We start from the raw sequence: 15,275 nt of genomic DNA, 5'->3' as shown, positions 1-15,275 counted from the left end.
AACACCCCCATTGGTTTTCCGGCGGCGCGGGCTCAGGGCACCGAAGGGCCCTTCACGAACCGGCCCTTGGCGTCGTAGGGCCAGCCGTTGATCCGGCAGCCCTTCAGCCCGAAGATCTGCTGCTGCATGACGGGCGCGAGACGGTCGCGTCCCGCGCACGTCATGTGGCCGAACCCGAGCCGGTGACCGACCTCGTGGTTGATGGTCAGCGCGTGGTAGTGCTCCGGCCGGCCGCGGTAGTAGGTGGTGAGCAGCAGCCAGCGCTTCAGGTTGACGACGACCTGCTTGCCCGCGCTGCAGTTCACCTTGCCCTCGGTCGTCATGCCGTAGGCGCCGCAGATCTTGTCGACGGTGCCGGGCGAGGCCAGCTTCACCACGAAGTCGTACGGGCCAGAGCTGACGCGCTGGAAAGCCCACCGTCCGCCGGCGGTCCATCCCTTGGGGTCCGCCAGAATGGCGTCCACGCTTCGCGCGAAGGCCGCAGGGTCCTGTCGTAGACCGCCCTCTACTTCGACCATGTAGCGCATGAGCTTGCCGTGCCCGTGGACCCTGCCGCTTGAAGTGGGACGGGTGAACCTCCCGGTCCCGTTGGCGGGGATATACGGGGGGCGCTTGGGCTTGATGATGGGCGGGGAGGACGGCTCCGTCTCGACCCTGGCCTGGCTTCCCTGCCCCCGCGCCTCCCCTTCGCCGCTCCTGGGGGACGTCGCACCGGACACTCCGGAGCTCGGCCGCAGGTACCAGGCGAGCGCCCCGCCGGCCCCGATCACCAGCACGAGCGCCACGGCCGCCGCGACCAGCCCGTACACTCGGCCCCGGCGCGCCCGCTCGAACTCCGCATCCAGGTCGGGCATCCCCCTGCCGGATCTGCCGGTACGCGCTGTGGTCCGCTGCATCGTCGGCCCAGCATGCCAGAAATGATCTTTAAAGGGTTTGCGCCCGGATTCGCCCGGCCAGCAGAATCCGGAGGGACATGAGCAGACACCCCCGCCGGACGACCGCGCAGGAGACCGTGGCCATCCTCGGACGCGGCGACTACACGGCGCCGTCCGGCCGCACCGTCCCGATCGCCGACCGCCTCGCCGAGGCCGTCCGGCGCACCGTCCTCTACCGGCCCGGCGAGCTCGACACGCTGCTGGAGAACCTCCCTCCGGCCGGCTCGGGCGCGCGGACGCGGATCGAGGTCACCGGCGAGACGACGCTCGCCGCCGCGCGGCGCCTGTGCGCCCCGGGGACGACGCCGTTCGCGCTCAACTTCGCCTCCGCGAAGAACCCGGGCGGCGGGTTCCTGAACGGGGCGCACGCCCAGGAGGAAGGGCTGGCGCGCTCGTCGGGCCTGTACGAGTCGCTGCGCTCGGCCAGGGAGTACTACGACTTCCACCGCGCGCAGGGAGACCTCCTCTACAGCGACCACATGATCTACTCGCCGGACGTGCCGGTGTTCCGGGACGACTCCGGGCGGCTGCTGGAGGAGCCGTACGGCGTGGCGTTCCTGACCTCGCCCGCTCCGAACCGCGGCGCGATCCGCGACGCCGCCAAGGCCGAGCAGGTCCCGGCGGTGCTGCGGCTGCGCGCTCGCAAGGTCCTCGCCGTGGCGCTGGCCAACGGGCACTCCCGGCTCGTCCTCGGCGCGTGGGGCTGCGGCGTGTTCCGCAACGACCCGGCCGAGGTCGCCGAGGTGTTCGCCGAGGCGCTGCGTCCGGACGGGGCGTTCGCCGACCGGTTCGAGCACGTCGTCTTCGCCGTGTGGGACACCGCCGCGGGCGCCCCGAGGCACACGGCCTTCCAGCGCGTCTTCGCCTGACCGTCCTGCTCGCCTAACCGCCCTTCCCGGGGCGGGACGGCTCCTCGATGTAGGAGGCGATCCCCCGGATGAGCAGGTCGAGGCCGAACTCGAAGCGCTCGTCGCCGCCCTCCGAGGTGAGCTCCTCCCCCATCTCGGAGATCGTGGGGTAGCGGTCCTTGGGCAGGGCGGCGAAGTACTCCCGGATCTGCTCGATGTACGCGTGGAAGTGCGCCCACGGGTCCTCCGCCCCCGCGGGGGCCTTGGCGTGGTAGATCGTGTCCTCGATGGCGTCGGCGTCGAGGAACATGCCGAGGGTGTCCACGGCGATGGCGGCGATCCTCTTCGGGACTCCCCCGGCGCGCATGAGAGCGAGCTGCGCTTCGGCGATGTCCAGCAGGTGGGGGCCGGTGGGGATGAGGCCCATCGACACCATCGCGATGTCGCGGTGCGAGGTGTAGACGCGGCGGACCTCGGACGCCAGCTCCTTCAGCTGCTCCTGCCAGCGCGCCGGGTCCGGGACGGGGAGCCGGACCTCGGCCGCCACCCGGTCGAGCATCAGCTCGCGCAGCTCCTCCTTGCCCGAGACGTGCGCGTAGAGGGACGCCGGTCCGGTGCCGAGCTCCTGGGCGACCCGGCGCATGGTCACCGCCTCCAGCCCCTCGGCGTCCAGGACGCGGATCGCCGTGTCGACGATGAGCTCCTGCGTGAGCGGCTGCCTGGCGGGCGCGGGCCTGCGCGGCCGGCGTCCGGGCGGCGTCGGCATGTCCGGGCGTGCGGCTCGGCCGGATCCAGCCACGTCGGGACCTCCCAATCTCGCGATACATCTTGACTATCGCGAATCGCGATATATCTTCTCTATTGCAGAGAGGATTCCTCGAACACGAACATCGTACTTGACACGAACAGCGTTCGCCCATAGAACGTTGTTCGCAGACAACGAACACTGTTCCCCCCGGAGTTCACGATGACCGACACGATCACCTCCCCCTCCCGGGGCACCGCGGACGCCGGCTACCGCTGGCGCTGGGCGGCCCTGTTCGTGATCCTCGCGGGCGAGGTCATGGACATGCTGGACGCCTTGATCACCAACATCGCGGCCCCCACGATCCGCGCCGAGCTCGGCGGGTCGGCCGCCACCATCCAGTGGCTCGCCGCCGGCTACACCCTCGCCATGGCCGTCGGGCTCATCACCGGCGGGCGCCTCGGCGACCTCTACGGCCGCAAGCGGATGTTCCTCGTCGGCGCGGCCGGCTTCACGGTCGGCTCACTGCTGTGCGGCGTCGCCGTCTCGCCCGGGATGCTGATCGCCGCCCGCGGCATGCAGGGCCTGTTCGGCGCGCTGATGCTGCCGCAGGGCATCGGGATGATCAAGCAGATGTTCTCGGAGAAGGAGATGGGCGCGGCGTTCGCCATGTTCGGGCCGGTGATGGGGCTGTCGTCGGTCGGCGGCCCGGTGCTGGCCGGCTGGCTGGTCGACGCCGACCTGTTCGGCACCGGCTGGCGGATGATCTTCCTGATCAACCTGCCGCTGGGCGCCGCCGCCGTGCTGGCCGGGCTGAGGTTCCTGCCCGCCGGGCGCGCCGAGCACGCGTCCCGCCTCGACCTCGCCGGCGCGGCCCTCGCCTCCCTCGGCGCCGGCCTGCTGGTCTACCCGCTCGTCCAGGGCCGCGAGCACGACTGGCCCGCCTGGACGTTCGCCATGATGGCCGCCTCCCTGGTCGTCTGGGGAGTGTTCGCCTGGTACGAGGTCCGCAAGCAGCGCTCGGGCGGCGACCCGCTGATCGTGCCGAGCCTGTTCCGCAAGCGCGGCTTCACCGGCGGCCTCGTCGTCGGCCTCGTGTTCTTCTCCGGCGTCGCCGGCCTCGGCCTGGTGCTGTCGCTGTTCTTCCAGCTGGGGCTCGGCTACTCCCCGCTGAAGGCCGGGCTCGCGCAGATCCCCTGGTCGGTCGGCATCGTCATCGGGTTCGGCGTCATGCAGGCCGTGCAGCGGCTCGGCCGCAAGCTGATCCACGCGGGCGCCGTCATCATGGCCGCCGGGATCGCCGGGCTCTACTTCACGCTCCAGTACGCCGGGACCGACGTCACCCCCTGGCAGCTCGTCCCTTCCCTGACCGTCACCGGGCTCGGCATGGGCCTGCTGATGGGGCCGTTCTTCGACACCGTGCTGGCGGGCGTCGAGCCGGAGGAGACCGGCTCGGCGGGCGGCACGCTCACCGCCGTCCAGCAACTCGGAGCCGCGCTCGGCGCCGCCGTCCTCGGCACGGTCTTCTTCGGGCTGCTCGGCGGGCACGTGGCATCGGCCGCGGACGACGGCGCCGCCGCCCTGCGCCGCGACCTCGCCGCCGCGTCCGTTCCGGCCGCGCAGCAGGAGCGCGTCGTGGACGGCCTGCGCGACTGCGGCCACGACCGGGCGACGGCCAAGGACGCCGCCGCGGTGCCCGCGTCCTGCCACCGGCTCGAAGAGGACGTGAAGGCCGCCGTCGCCGCCGCACCGCAGTCGGCGCCCGCCGTCCAGAAGGCGGTCGCCGAGGCCGGCGGCCACGCGGCCAGGACCGGGTTCGGCGACGCCATGAAGATCACGCTGTGGGTCGAGGTCGGGCTGCTCGCCCTGACGTTCCTGGTGACGTTCCTGCTCCCGATGCACGCGCGGCCGGAGGAGGAGGCCGCCGCCTGACGTGACCGAGCGGGCCCGCGCCGGGAATTCCCCAGCGCGGGCCCTTTCCGTCAGGTACCGCGTGCCGTCAGACCTTGCTCTGGACCTCCGAGGCCAGCAGCTCCAGGTGCTCCAGGTCGTGCATGTCGAGGACCTGCAGGTAGACGCACTCCGCGCCCAGCTCGCCGAACTTCCCGATCTTGTCGACCAGCTCCTGCGGGGTGCCGGCGAGGCCGTTCTCGCGCAGCTCGGGCACCTCGCGCCCGATGGCCTCGGCGCGGCGACGCACCTCCGCCTCGTCCCGTCCACAGCACACGACCTGCGCGGCCGAGTAGACGATCGGCTTGGTCCGGCCCGCCTCGGCGCACGCCGCGCGGACGCGGTCGAACGCGCCGCCGGTGTCCTCGACCCCGTGGAACGGCACGTTGTACTCGTCGGCGTAGGCGGCGGCGAGGCGCGGCGTCCGCTTCGCCCCGAACCCGCCGATGATGATCGGCGGACCGCCGGGGCGCACGGGCTTGGGCAGCGCGGGCGACCCGGTCAGGGTGTAGTGCTCGCCGCTGAAGGAGAAGGTCTCGCCGGCCGGCGTCCCCCACAGGCCGGCGAGGATCTGCAACTGCTCCTCAAGCCGCTCGAACCGCTCCCCCAGGCTCGGGAACGGGATGCCGTACGCGGTGTGCTCCTCCTCGAACCACCCCGTCCCGAGGCCGAGGTCGACCCGTCCGCCGCTCATCTGGTCGACCTGCGCGACCGAGATCGCCAGCGGCCCCGGGTACCGGAACGTCCCGGCCGTCACCAGCGTGCCGAGCCTGATCCGGCTGGTCTCCCGGGCTATCGCGCCCAGGGTGATCCACGAGTCGGTCGGGCCCGGCTCACCGCTCACGTCGCCCATCTTGACGAAGTGGTCCGAGCGGAAGAACGCGTCGAAGCCGAGGTCCTCGGCGGCCTTGGCCACGGCCAGCTGCGTCTCGTAGGTCGCCCCCTGCTGGGGCTCGGTGAAGATTCGAAGTCGCATGCCCCCATCCTCGTACGGATCCGGCCGGGGTCGTGCCGCGGGCGGCGCTCACGGACGGTCAACCTCCGCAAACCCCTGCGCCCTATGAGCAAAGGCTGTTAAATCGCCAGGAACCCGACAACCCCCGACACATGGAGCTGACATGGCTGTCTTCGGCGTCGACTACGCGTGGGGCCGCCCCGGCGCGTCCGCGCTGAAACGCGCCGGGGCGAAGTTCGCGTGCCGCTACCTGTCGCACGACACCACCGGCAAGAACCTGACCCGCAAGGAGGCCGACGAGCTGTCCGCCGCGGGCATCTGGCTGGTGGTCGTCTGGGAGTCGACGGCCAAGCGGCCGCTCGCCGGGCGGTCGGCGGGCGCGACCGACGCCCGCGACGCCGCCGCCCAGGCCAAGGCGCTCGGCATGCCGGACGACCGTCCCATCTACTTCGCCGCCGACTGGGACGCCGCCTCCGGCCAGCAGGACGAGATCAACGCCTACCTGGACGGCGCGGCGAGCGTCCTCGGCCGTGACCGGGTCGGCCTCTACGGCGGCTACGGCCCCGTCAAGCGCGCCTTCGACGCCAAGAAGATCACCTTCGGGTGGCAGACCTACGCGTGGTCGGGCGGCAGGTGGGACGCACGCGCCCAGCTCCAGCAGTACTCCAACGACCACACGATCAACGGCGTCGGCGTCGACTACGACCGCGCCGTCAAGAGCGACTACGGGCAGTGGCGCGTCGACGTCTCGCCCGAGGGAGAGGACGACATGCCCGACTACGTGTCCGTCGGCACCGGTGGCGACCACCAGGAGCTGCCTCCCGGCAAGTGGACCGAGGTCACCTGGAGCAAGGAGTACTCCGACAAGGAGCACCAGCACAACGACCCGGGCGGCCCCAGCCTGCTGACCGGGTCCGCCCGCTACAGCCTGTCGGTGAGCGCGGCCCTGAGCGGCGTCCCCGCGGGCACGCTGATCCAGGCCAGGGTGGTCGAGGTGGCGGACGGCGACGCCTCCGACTACCAGATCGGCCCCGTCCAGGACTACATCTCCGTCGGCGACGTCACCAACCTCGTCTACGGCCTCGCCGCCGACACCGTCGAGGCGGGCAAGCGCGTCCGCTTCCAGCTGCTCCACCAGGGCGCCGCCGCTGCGACGATCTCCAAGGCCAGCGCCAAGGTCTTCTTCTGGCGGTGACTCAGAAGTCGTCGTTGATGTAGGGCGCCAAAGGAACGGCCAGGGCGGCCGCCAGCCGGGCGGCCGCACCGGCCGTGTGCTCGGCTACGGCCCCGATCCGGGCCAGGGTGACCGGACTCTGGCCGCCCAGATAGACGGCCGCGAGGTCGGCCGCGCTGAAACTCAGGTCCGGGGCCTCGGAGGTCGGCTCGCAAACAGGCGCCGCGCCGGTCTTGAGCAGCCAGCGCCCCGCGTTCGCCGGAATCCTCGAATCCTCCACCTCCAGGACGAAGGCGTCCTCGGTGGCCCAGGAACGGGCGTGCAGAGCGGCCGGCACGTCGATCAGCCGCAGCCAGAGGGCGCCGAACTCCTTCTTGACGGTGACCCGGTCGGGGTCGGCGACCATGTGCGGGAGCAGGTCGTCCACCGGACGGCCCAGCGCCTCGACGCGGGACGTCAGGTCGATCGACGCCAGGAACCCCCAGAGCGCGGCCTCCACCTGAGGCGTGTCGGCGACGAGGTCGACCACCCTGACCGTCCCCTCGCGGACCCGGTAGACCGCGTAACCCGCCGGGTGGACGACGATGCGCGGCGCGGTGTACCCGGGCGAGTCCCGGTCGACCGGCCGCAGGATGGCCCGCGCCCACCAGTCGGGATCGCGCACGAGCCCTCCCGGCCGAAGCGAGCGCCGGTGGATGGGATCGAGCACCTCAGGCGCGGACGCGGCATCGACGAGCCGCAGCGGCCGGTCGTCCGGGGTCGTCCGGAACTCCAGCGGACGCGACGTGTCCACCTCCAGGTCGATCGCCCACGTGGCCTGCCCGAACCCGTACCGGCCGTAGATGGCGCCTTGCGACGCCCAGAGCGCCGCCACCGGACGCCCCGCCGCGATGGCGTCGGCGTCCATCCGGTCCATCATGGACGTCAGGATGCCGCGGCGCCGGTGCGTGGGCAGCACCCCGACGAACGTGATCGCCGAGCAGTCGAGCACCGCTCCCGGTACCGCGAGCCCCATCGGCATGGCCGCCAACTGCCCGACCCTAGTGTCGCCGTCATAGGCGCCGATCCGCTCGGCCCGGGTGAGCGGCCACCCGTTCCGATCGCTGTCACCCTCGTCGATGGAGATGTGAAACACCATCCCCGCGAAGTCGACCATGTCGCGAGCATCGGCCTCGGGCACGTCCCTGATCTCGGTCACCCTTCCACGCTAAGCCGCCCCGCAACCGATTTTCCGAGGTCAGCTCCCTGCACACGACCGGGCCGTGAGCAGACCGGTGATGGCGACGGCCGCGCCGACGGTGTCGACGCGCATCGGACCGCCCCACCGTGATCATCGTCGGGCCTCCGGCTTTAGCCCGTGCCCCATGCCGGCGGTGACCCCGTCGGCCGCCTCCAGGAGAGCGCGTAGGCCCGCGCAGGATCCCGCGCCCAACATCACCTGCTCCGCGCCGTCCCGGACTGCCTGGCAGGGGGCGAACGAGCCGACCAGCTTGATCGTCCAGTTCGGGAACTCCTCGCTCAACTCCGCGAGCCGGTCGACTATGTCGTCCGTCGCGCCCCTGAGCTCGGCTGCATGGCTCACTGCTCGCTCCAGATCAGCTCGGCCCACATGGTCTGCCCATCGCTGTCGGCGTCGTGCCCGATCTTGTCGGCGTGGGCGTAGACGATGAACAGGCCGCGGCCGTGGTCATCCTCGTCCGCCGGGATGCCCGGGAGAGGCTGCCAGCGCGTGCCGTCACCGGAGTCTTGGACGGCGATCCGGGCGCGGCCGGGCGCGACCGTCACGGTGACGGTGACCTCGCCGCCGTCGCCGCTCGGGGTGTGGCGCAGCGAGTTGGCGACTAGTTCGGCGGTGACGAGTTCGGCGTCGTGTTGGCGCGGGGAGCCGCTGAGCATCCCGCGCACGAAGGCCCGGGCGGCCGGCACCATGGACGTACAGCCGGGGTAGGTCTGGCTCCACTCCATGGATACCTCCTACGGATTGTGATCACTTGAACACAAGTTCAACCTGTGCGCACAGCTTGCAAGCGGTGCGCACAGGTTGTCAAGCTGTGTCCGAGCATTCACATCCGGCAATCGGAGGCGTCGTGACACAGCCCGCCTACCAGCGCATAGCCGACGATCTACGGCAGCAGATCATCGACGGTCGGCTCGCGCCGGGCGAGCGGGTCCTGTCGCGGGCCCAGATCCGTGAGCGGTACGAGGTGTCCGACCAGGTCGCGATCGGCGCGGTCCGGCTGCTGATCTCAGAGGGCTTCCTCGAAGCGCGCTCCGGCTCGGGGACGTACGTGCGACGCAGGCCGGAACTGAAGCGCCTCGCCCGTTCCTGGTACGGCGCATCGGGCCGGGATACCTCGCCTTTCCGCACGGAGATGGCCAAGCAAGGCCGCGAAGGCACGTGGCGCGTCTCGTCCGAGACAGACTCCGCGAGTCAGGCCGTCGCCGAGCGGCTGGCCATCCAGGCAGGCAACGCAGTCATGACGAGCCGGTACACCTTCCTGGCCGACGGGCGACCCGTGATGCTGTCGACGAGCTGGGAACCGCTCGCCCTCACCGGTGACACGCCGATCATGTTCCCGGAGGAAGGTCCGCACGCCGGCGCTGGAGTGGTCGCGCGGATGCGGACGATCGGGCAGCACATCGAGTCGGTGCAAGAGATCGTGACGGCGCGCCCGGTGCTGCAGTCGGAGGCCGAGCTGCTCGACGAGCCGCTCGGGTCGGTGGTGCTGGTGATCCGGCGGACCTACCGCACGGCGGAGCGGCCGGTGGAGACGGCCGACATCATCGTCCCCACAGACCGCTACGAGGCGGAGTACGTCCTGCCAGTGGAATGATGACCGCCCGCCGACCAGGGGCCGACGGGCGGTGGGCGACGGCGATCAGACCCGGCCGGGCCGTGATCGTGCGCGCCTCATGCGCAGTGATCTTGAAATATCGAAGGTCGCGCTGGCACGCCCCGCACGTAACCCCGAAGAATCAGCGCAGGCCAGCGCCATCGTCAGCCCTTGACCAGGGTGGCGAGGCACTCTACGTGGTGGGTCATGGGGAAGGCGTCGAAGGCTCGGAAGGACTCCAGGGTCCAGCCGCGGTCGCTGAAGTAGGCGAGGTCGCGGGCCAGGGTGGCGGGGTCGCAGGAGACGTAGGCGATCTTGCGGTCGGCGAGGCGGGTGATGTGCTCGACGACCTCGCGGCCCGCGCCGGTGCGGGGCGGGTCGAGGACGACCACGTCGGCGCGGCGGACCTTCGCGCCGCCCTGGTGGCCGGCGCCGCGCTTGTTCTGCGTGCGGGAGCCCGAGGACGCGCGGCCGAACTCCAGGTCGGCGACGACCTCCTCCACGGGGCCGCGCTCGATCGAGACGTTCGGCAGGTCGCGCAGGTTGAAGCGGGCGTCGCGGACGGCCTGGCCGTCGGACTCGATGCCCACGACGAGGCCGTCGTCGCCGACGCGCTCGGCCAGGACGCCGGCGAAGAGGCCGACGCCGCAGTACAGGTCGAGGGCGATGTCGCCGGGCTTGGGTTCGAGGGCGTCGAGCACGGCGTCGGCGAGCAGCTGGGCGGCGCCCGGGTGCACCTGCCAGAAGCCGCTGCCGCTGACCTGGTAGAGCCGTCCGGAGACCTCCTCGCGGACGTACGGGAGGCCGGCGCCCGGTTCGGGCTTGCCGCGCACGAGGCGGACCGGGACGTCCAGGCGCGGGACGCGGATCTTGCGGCGGTCGCGGCCGCGCAGCACGACCAGGCGGTCGCCCGTGGTCGCCGAGACCACGCCCTCGACGCCGGACGCGCCCGGCCAGCGCTTGCGCTCGATGCCCATCAGCTCCACGCCGGGGTGGGCGATCAGGCACTCGTCCACGGGCTCGATGTCGTGCGAGCGGTGCTTGCGCAGGCCGACGACGCCGGAGGAGACGGAGAACTGGACGCGGGTGCGCCAGCCGAGCCCCGGCGGGGGCGTCACCTCGCCGTCGACCGGGTACGGGACCTCCTCGACGACGACCGTGCGGGTGATCCCGGCGAGCCGTTCGAGCTGCTCCTGCACGACCGCGGCCTTGAGCGCCCGCTGGGCGGGCAGGGAGGCGTGCTGCCAGTCGCAGCCGCCGCACCGGCCGGGGCCGGCGAACGGGCAGGGCGGCTGCACCCGGTCCGGAGAGGCCTCGATGATCTCCACTGCGTCGGCGCGGAGGAAGTTCTTCGTGCGGTCGGTGACGCGGGCCCTCACCCGTTCGCCGGGCAGGGCGTGCCGGACGAAGACCACGCGCCCCTCGTGCCGGGCGACGCAGAAACCGCCGTTGGCGACGTTGCCGACCTCCAGTTCGAGGACGTCGGGTTCGAGTTCAGTCACGGTCCGAAACACTACCGGCACCGGGGCGTGCCCCGGTCCGCGGCGGGCGCCGCGACGAGCCGGGCCCCGGCGGCTCCTTGCGTCCCTTGAGGCGGTCGGAGGACTGGAGCTGCCACGCGACGCTCGTCACCATCACGCCGGGCTGGAACAGCAGCCGGCCCTTCAGCCGCAGCGCGCTCTGGTTGTGCAGGAGCTGCTCCCACCAGTGGCCGACGACGTACTCGGGGATGAACACGGTGACGACGTCGCGGGGGCTCTTGCGCCGGATGCCCTTGACGTAGGACAGCACCGGGCGGGTGATCTCCCGGTACGGCGAGTCGAGGATCTTCAGCGGGACGGGGATGTCGAGGGCGTCCCACTCCTCCTGGAGGCGCTGCGACTCCGCGGCGTCCACGGCCACGGTCACCGCCTCCAGCGTGGAGGGGCGGGTGGCGCGGGCGTAGGCCAGCGCCCGCAGCGTCGGCTTGTGGATCTTGGAGACGAGCACGATGCCGTGGTTGCGGGCGGGCAGCGCGACGTCCTCGCCGGAGGGCACCAGCTCGGCGGCGACCCGGTCGTAGTGCCGCCTGATCGCCTTCATCAGCAGGAACAGCAGCGGCATCGCGATGCAGACGATGTAGGCGCCGAGCGCGAACTTGGTGATCAGCACGACGACCAGGACGATGCCGGTGAGGGTGGCGCCGAAGGCGTTGATCCCGCGGGAGGTGCGCATCCGGCGGCGCTGCGCCGGGTCCGGCTCGGTGGCCAGCAGCCGGTTCCAGTGCCGGACCATGCCGACCTGGCTGACGGTGAACGACACGAAGACGCCGACGGTGTAGAGCGGGATCAGCCGGCTCACGGACGCGTCGTATGCGTAGATCAGCAGCCCGGCCATGGTGGCCAGGATGATGATGCCGTTGCTGTAGGCGAGCCGGTCGCCGCGGGTGTGCAGCTGGCGCGGCAGGTAGCGGTTGCGCGCGAGCACTGAGCCGAGCACCGGGAACCCGTTGAACGCGGTGTTGGCGGCGAGGAACAGGATCAGCGCGGTCATCGCGGTGACCAGCGCGAATCCGGGGGTGAAGTTGCTGAACACGGTGTGCGCCACCTGGGCGATCACCGGGTCGGCGTCGGTGACCGGCTTGCCGGTGGACGGGTCGATCAGGTGGCTGCCCTGGTCGGGCTCGGCGAACTTGGCGTCGGTGATGTAGGCGAACGCGGTCACGCCGCCGAACAGCGTCATCGCGACGAGCCCGAGCATCAGCAGGGTCGTGGCGGCGTTCTCGCCCTTGGGCTTGCGGAACGCGGGCACGCCGTTGCTGATCGCCTCGACCCCGGTCAGCGCGGCGCAGCCGGAGGAGAAGGCCCGCAGCAGCAGGAACACGAGGGCGAACCCGGCGAGGCCCATCTCGTCGCCGCGGACCTCGTAGTGCGCCGTCTCCGCCTCCAGGTGGGTGCCGGAGAGCAGCCGGACGATCCCCCACGCCAGCATGCTGAAGATCGCGAACATGAACAGGTACGTCGGGATCGCGAAGGCGACCCCGGCCTCCTTGAGGCCGCGCAGGTTCCCGAGGGTGAGCAGCACGACGATGGCGATCGCGACCAGGACCTCGTGCGGCTGCATGAACTTCAGCAGCGCGCCGAGGTTCTCCACCCCGGACGACACCGACACCGCCACGGTCAGGACGTAGTCGACCAGCAGCGCGCTGGCCACGAGAACGCCCCAGTTGTCGCCGAGGTTGGTGGTGGCGACCTCGAAGTCGCCGCCGCCGCTCTGGTAGGCCCGGACGTTCTGCCGGTAGGAGGCGACCACGGTCAGCAGGATGACCACGACGGCCGCGGCGAGCCACGGGGTGTAGTGGTACATCACCAGGCCTCCCGCGCCGAGCGCGAGGAGGATCTCCTGCGGGGCGTAGGCGACCGACGAGAGCGCGTCGCTCGCGAAGACGGGCAGCGCGATCCGCTTCTTCAGCAGCTGCTCGTGCTGCTGGGCGCTGCTCAGCGCGCGGCCGAGGAGGAGCCGCTTCGCGAGGTCCGGAACCTTTGACACGCAACGAGACTCTAGCCGCTGCGGACCGGAGCGGATCCCCGGGCCGCCGCCTGCTCCGGCGGACGCCGGGGCGGGCGGCGTCGCCGCCCCCGCGGAATGCTGGTTGGGTAGTACTCGCCTGGGCGGATGTGTAGGTTTGCAGCCCGGCAGGGATCATTCACAGGAAACGGTCCTCGGGTGCGGCACGGTGTCGGCGGCGAATGCCGTGCACGGCGCGGGGGGTACAGGGGGAGCGTCCTCCTGGACGGAAGAGGGAACGGCCGTGCATATCGTGATCATGGGATGCGGGCGGGTCGGCTCGACGCTCGCCCACATCCTGGAGGACAAGGGTCACTCGGTGGCCATCATCGACCAGAGCCCGGAGGCGTTCCGCCGGCTGCGCAGCGGGTTCCGGGGCCGCCGCATCACGGGGTTCGGGTTCGACCGCGAGGTGATCGCCGAGGCGGGCATCGAGCGCGCGTCGGCGTTCGTGGCCGTCAGCAGCGGCGACAACTCCAACATCATCTCCGCGCGGGTGGCGCGCGAGACGTTCGGCGTCGACAACGTCGTGGCCCGGATCTACGACCCGCGCCGGGCGGAGGTCTACCAGCGCCTCGGCATCCCCACGGTCGCGACCGTCCGGTGGACGGCCGACCAGATCCTGCGCCGCCTGCTCCCCGAGGGCGCCGAGCCGCTGTGGCGCGACCCGACCGGCGCGGTCGTCCTCGCCGAGCTGGACTCCGGCCACCTGTGGGTGGGCGAGAAGGTCGGCGCGCTGGAGGAGCACGCGCGGACCCGCGTGGCGTTCCTGTCCCGCATGGGCGAGGCGCTCGTCCCCGAGCGGGACACGGTGATCCAGGACGGCGACATCGTGCACATCATGGCCGAGGCCGACGATCTGGAGCGGGTCAACGCCGCCGTCGCGGCGCGAGACGGAGAGGACGCCTGATGCGGGTCGCGATCGCGGGGGCCGGCGCGGTGGGCCGGTCCATCGCCCAGGAGCTGCTGGAGAACGGCCACGAGGTGCTCCTGATCGACAAGAGCCCGAAGGCCATCAAGGTGGAGATGGTGCCGCGCGCCGAGTGGCTGCTCGCCGACGCGTGCGAGATCTCCGCGCTTGACGACGCGGCGCTGGAGCGCTGCCAGGTCGTGGTCGCCTCGTCCGGCGACGACAAGGTCAACCTGGTCGTGTCGCTGCTGGCCAAGACCGAGTACGGGGTCCCCCGGGTGGTCGCGCGGATCAACCACCCGAACAACGAGTGGCTGTTCAACGAGTCGTGGGGCGTGGACGTCGCGGTCTCCACCCCGCGGCTGCTGTCGGCGCTGGTCGAGGAGGCCGTCAGCGTCGGCGACCTCGTCCGGCTGATGACGTTCCGCCAGGGCGAGGCCAACCTGGTGGAGCTGACGCTGCCCGACGACGCCCCGCTCGGCGGCGCGCGGGTCGGCTCCGTGGACTGGCCGCGCGACACCGCCCTGGTGGCGATCCTGCGGGAGGGCCGGGTGCTGGTCCCCTCGTCCGACGACACCCTGGAGCCGGGCGACGAGCTGATGTTCGTGGCCAGCCAGGACGTCGAAGACGAACTCGCCGAACTCCTCGGCGGCAGGTAGGGCTAGGCGGGCTCTTCGCTCTCGGCCGGAGCGCCGCCCCGGATGGGGGTGCGGCCGCGGGTGAGGAGCCAGACCATGGCGGCCAGGGCGGCGACCTGGAGCGGCCAGCCCATCGCGATCTTGGCGGTGCCGAGCAGGCCGCTCTGGTCGCCGTCGGCGAGGTAGATCGGGTACTGGACGGCGACGCGCACGGCGCAGGGCAGGACGAGCAGCCAGGTGAGCCGGGAGCACAGCCTGACGATGCCGGGGTCGGACCGCCAGGCGGTCGGGTCGCCGGTGACCGATCCGATGATGAAGCCGACGATCGGCCAGCGCACCGCGATCGAGAAGATCATCGCGGCGCCGTAGCCCGCGTTGAGCAGGATGCCGGGCAGGAAGGCGTTCTCGGCCTTGCCCGAGCGCAGCGCGAAGAACGCGGCGATCGCGATGCCGAACAGGCTGTTCAGGACGAACTGCGGGCTGGAGCGCTGCGCGAGCCGGACCAGCAGCAGCAGCACCGCGGCGCCGACCCCGGCGCCGACGGCGAGCTTGACATCCTTCGCGGCCATGTAGGTGCCGGTGAAGGCGATCGTCGGCACCGCCGCCTCGACCATGCCGCGCACGCCGCCGAGCGCCTTGTTGAGCTGGGCCCGGACGGCCGCCTCGACGGTGTCGTGGGCGGCGGCCTCCCGCGCGGTGCCCGTTTCCACTTCGCTCACGTCGCTCTCCCGGCGGCTCGC

At 71.6% G+C, this 15,275-nt stretch carries 15 protein-coding genes; 6 read left to right on the top strand and 9 right to left on the bottom strand.

Going from position 1 to position 15,275, the window contains the following annotated elements; genetic code table 11:
• Window positions 1–32: 32 nt before the first annotated feature.
• A complete protein-coding gene (locus K4S16_RS29610) occupies window positions 33–854 on the bottom strand; it encodes a DUF3152 domain-containing protein (protein WP_200842188.1) in 822 nt (273 codons plus the stop codon).
• A 119-nt stretch (window positions 855–973) separates the two neighbouring features.
• Between K4S16_RS29610 and K4S16_RS29605 the strand changes: the two genes are divergently transcribed.
• Window positions 974–1,804, top strand: coding sequence for a TIGR02452 family protein (locus K4S16_RS29605; RefSeq protein WP_149262325.1), 831 nt, complete (start codon window positions 974–976; stop codon window positions 1,802–1,804).
• Between the two features lie 13 nt (window positions 1,805–1,817).
• Here K4S16_RS29605 and K4S16_RS29600 read toward each other — a convergent pair whose 3' ends face one another.
• On the bottom strand, window positions 1,818–2,582 hold the full coding sequence (locus K4S16_RS29600; protein WP_235037145.1) for a TetR/AcrR family transcriptional regulator C-terminal domain-containing protein: 765 nt from the start codon (window positions 2,580–2,582) through the stop codon (window positions 1,818–1,820).
• Between the two features lie 168 nt (window positions 2,583–2,750).
• On the opposite strand from K4S16_RS29600, the gene K4S16_RS29595 reads away from it, so the two are divergent.
• Window positions 2,751–4,460 carry an MFS transporter gene (locus K4S16_RS29595; RefSeq protein ID WP_149262324.1) on the top strand — a complete coding sequence of 570 codons (1,710 nt, stop codon included), beginning with the start codon at window positions 2,751–2,753 and terminating at the stop codon, window positions 4,458–4,460.
• Between the two features lie 67 nt (window positions 4,461–4,527).
• On the opposite strand, the gene K4S16_RS29590 is transcribed toward K4S16_RS29595, so the two are convergent.
• The gene (locus K4S16_RS29590) at window positions 4,528–5,454 is read right to left on the bottom strand and encodes an LLM class F420-dependent oxidoreductase (RefSeq protein ID WP_149262323.1); all 927 of its coding nucleotides are present in this window, start codon (window positions 5,452–5,454) and stop codon (window positions 4,528–4,530) included.
• Window positions 5,455–5,596: 142 nt separating this feature from the next.
• On the opposite strand from K4S16_RS29590, the gene K4S16_RS29585 reads away from it, so the two are divergent.
• Window positions 5,597–6,628: a glycoside hydrolase domain-containing protein gene (locus K4S16_RS29585; protein ID WP_149262322.1), complete on the top strand. Its 1,032-nt coding sequence runs from the start codon at window positions 5,597–5,599 to the stop codon at window positions 6,626–6,628.
• 1 nt (window position 6,629) lies between these two features.
• Here K4S16_RS29585 and K4S16_RS29580 read toward each other — a convergent pair whose 3' ends face one another.
• The 3 genes from K4S16_RS29580 to K4S16_RS29570 all read right to left on the bottom strand — a co-directional run bounded on the left by K4S16_RS29580 (window position 6,630) and on the right by K4S16_RS29570 (window position 8,572).
• Window positions 6,630–7,805, bottom strand: coding sequence for a GNAT family N-acetyltransferase (locus K4S16_RS29580; RefSeq protein WP_149262321.1), 1,176 nt, complete (start codon window positions 7,803–7,805; stop codon window positions 6,630–6,632).
• 132 nt (window positions 7,806–7,937) lie between these two features.
• Entirely contained in the window at window positions 7,938–8,189 is a 252-nt protein-coding gene (locus K4S16_RS29575) for a hypothetical protein (protein WP_149262320.1), read from the bottom strand.
• Complete coding sequence (locus tag K4S16_RS29570) at window positions 8,186–8,572, bottom strand: ATP-binding protein (RefSeq protein ID WP_149262319.1); 387 nt, start codon at window positions 8,570–8,572, stop codon at window positions 8,186–8,188. Before K4S16_RS29570 ends, K4S16_RS29575 begins: the two co-directional genes overlap by 4 nt.
• A gap of 122 nt (window positions 8,573–8,694) precedes the next feature.
• Between K4S16_RS29570 and K4S16_RS29565 the strand changes: the two genes are divergently transcribed.
• On the top strand, window positions 8,695–9,441 hold the full coding sequence (locus K4S16_RS29565; protein WP_149262318.1) for a GntR family transcriptional regulator: 747 nt from the start codon (window positions 8,695–8,697) through the stop codon (window positions 9,439–9,441).
• A gap of 164 nt (window positions 9,442–9,605) precedes the next feature.
• On the opposite strand, the gene K4S16_RS29560 is transcribed toward K4S16_RS29565, so the two are convergent.
• Window positions 9,606–10,943, bottom strand: a complete 1,338-nt coding sequence (locus K4S16_RS29560; protein WP_149262317.1) for a class I SAM-dependent RNA methyltransferase — start codon at window positions 10,941–10,943, stop codon at window positions 9,606–9,608.
• Complete coding sequence (locus tag K4S16_RS29555) at window positions 10,936–12,969, bottom strand: APC family permease (protein WP_149262316.1); 2,034 nt, start codon at window positions 12,967–12,969, stop codon at window positions 10,936–10,938. The genes K4S16_RS29560 and K4S16_RS29555 overlap by 8 nt, the downstream gene beginning before the upstream one ends.
• Window positions 12,970–13,231: 262 nt before the next feature.
• Between K4S16_RS29555 and K4S16_RS29550 the strand changes: the two genes are divergently transcribed.
• Window positions 13,232–13,897 (top strand): TrkA family potassium uptake protein, encoded by a 666-nt coding sequence (locus tag K4S16_RS29550; RefSeq protein WP_149262315.1) that lies wholly within the window; start codon window positions 13,232–13,234, stop codon window positions 13,895–13,897.
• Window positions 13,897–14,556 carry a TrkA family potassium uptake protein gene (locus K4S16_RS29545; protein WP_149262314.1) on the top strand — a complete coding sequence of 220 codons (660 nt, stop codon included), beginning with the start codon at window positions 13,897–13,899 and terminating at the stop codon, window positions 14,554–14,556. The genes K4S16_RS29550 and K4S16_RS29545 overlap by 1 nt, the downstream gene beginning before the upstream one ends.
• 2 nt (window positions 14,557–14,558) lie before the next feature.
• Here K4S16_RS29545 and K4S16_RS29540 read toward each other — a convergent pair whose 3' ends face one another.
• Complete coding sequence (locus K4S16_RS29540; protein ID WP_235037144.1) at window positions 14,559–15,254, bottom strand: DUF3159 domain-containing protein; 696 nt, start codon at window positions 15,252–15,254, stop codon at window positions 14,559–14,561.
• Window positions 15,255–15,275: the final 21 nt, after the last annotated feature.

The sequence above is a fragment of the Actinomadura sp. K4S16 genome (assembly GCF_008327685.1).
Taxonomy (GTDB): domain Bacteria; phylum Actinomycetota; class Actinomycetes; order Streptosporangiales; family Streptosporangiaceae; genus Spirillospora.
This window is presented reverse-complemented; position numbering and strand designations above follow the sequence as displayed.

Bases quoted from the DNA above. Each gene is read 5' to 3' on its own strand.
- K4S16_RS29595 (WP_149262324.1), top strand. From the start codon at position 2,751: ATGACCGACACGATCACCTCCCCCTCCCGGGGCACCGCGGACGCCGGC.
- K4S16_RS29590 (WP_149262323.1), bottom strand. From the start codon at position 5,454: ATGCGACTTCGAATCTTCACCGAGCCCCAGCAGGGGGCGACCTACGAG.
- K4S16_RS29570 (WP_149262319.1), bottom strand. From the start codon at position 8,572: ATGGAGTGGAGCCAGACCTACCCCGGCTGTACGTCCATGGTGCCGGCC.
- K4S16_RS29545 (WP_149262314.1), top strand. From the start codon at position 13,897: ATGCGGGTCGCGATCGCGGGGGCCGGCGCGGTGGGCCGGTCCATCGCC.
- K4S16_RS29585 (WP_149262322.1), top strand. From the start codon at position 5,597: ATGGCTGTCTTCGGCGTCGACTACGCGTGGGGCCGCCCCGGCGCGTCC.
- K4S16_RS29610 (WP_200842188.1), bottom strand. From the start codon at position 854: ATGCCCGACCTGGATGCGGAGTTCGAGCGGGCGCGCCGGGGCCGAGTG.
- K4S16_RS29605 (WP_149262325.1), top strand. From the start codon at position 974: ATGAGCAGACACCCCCGCCGGACGACCGCGCAGGAGACCGTGGCCATC.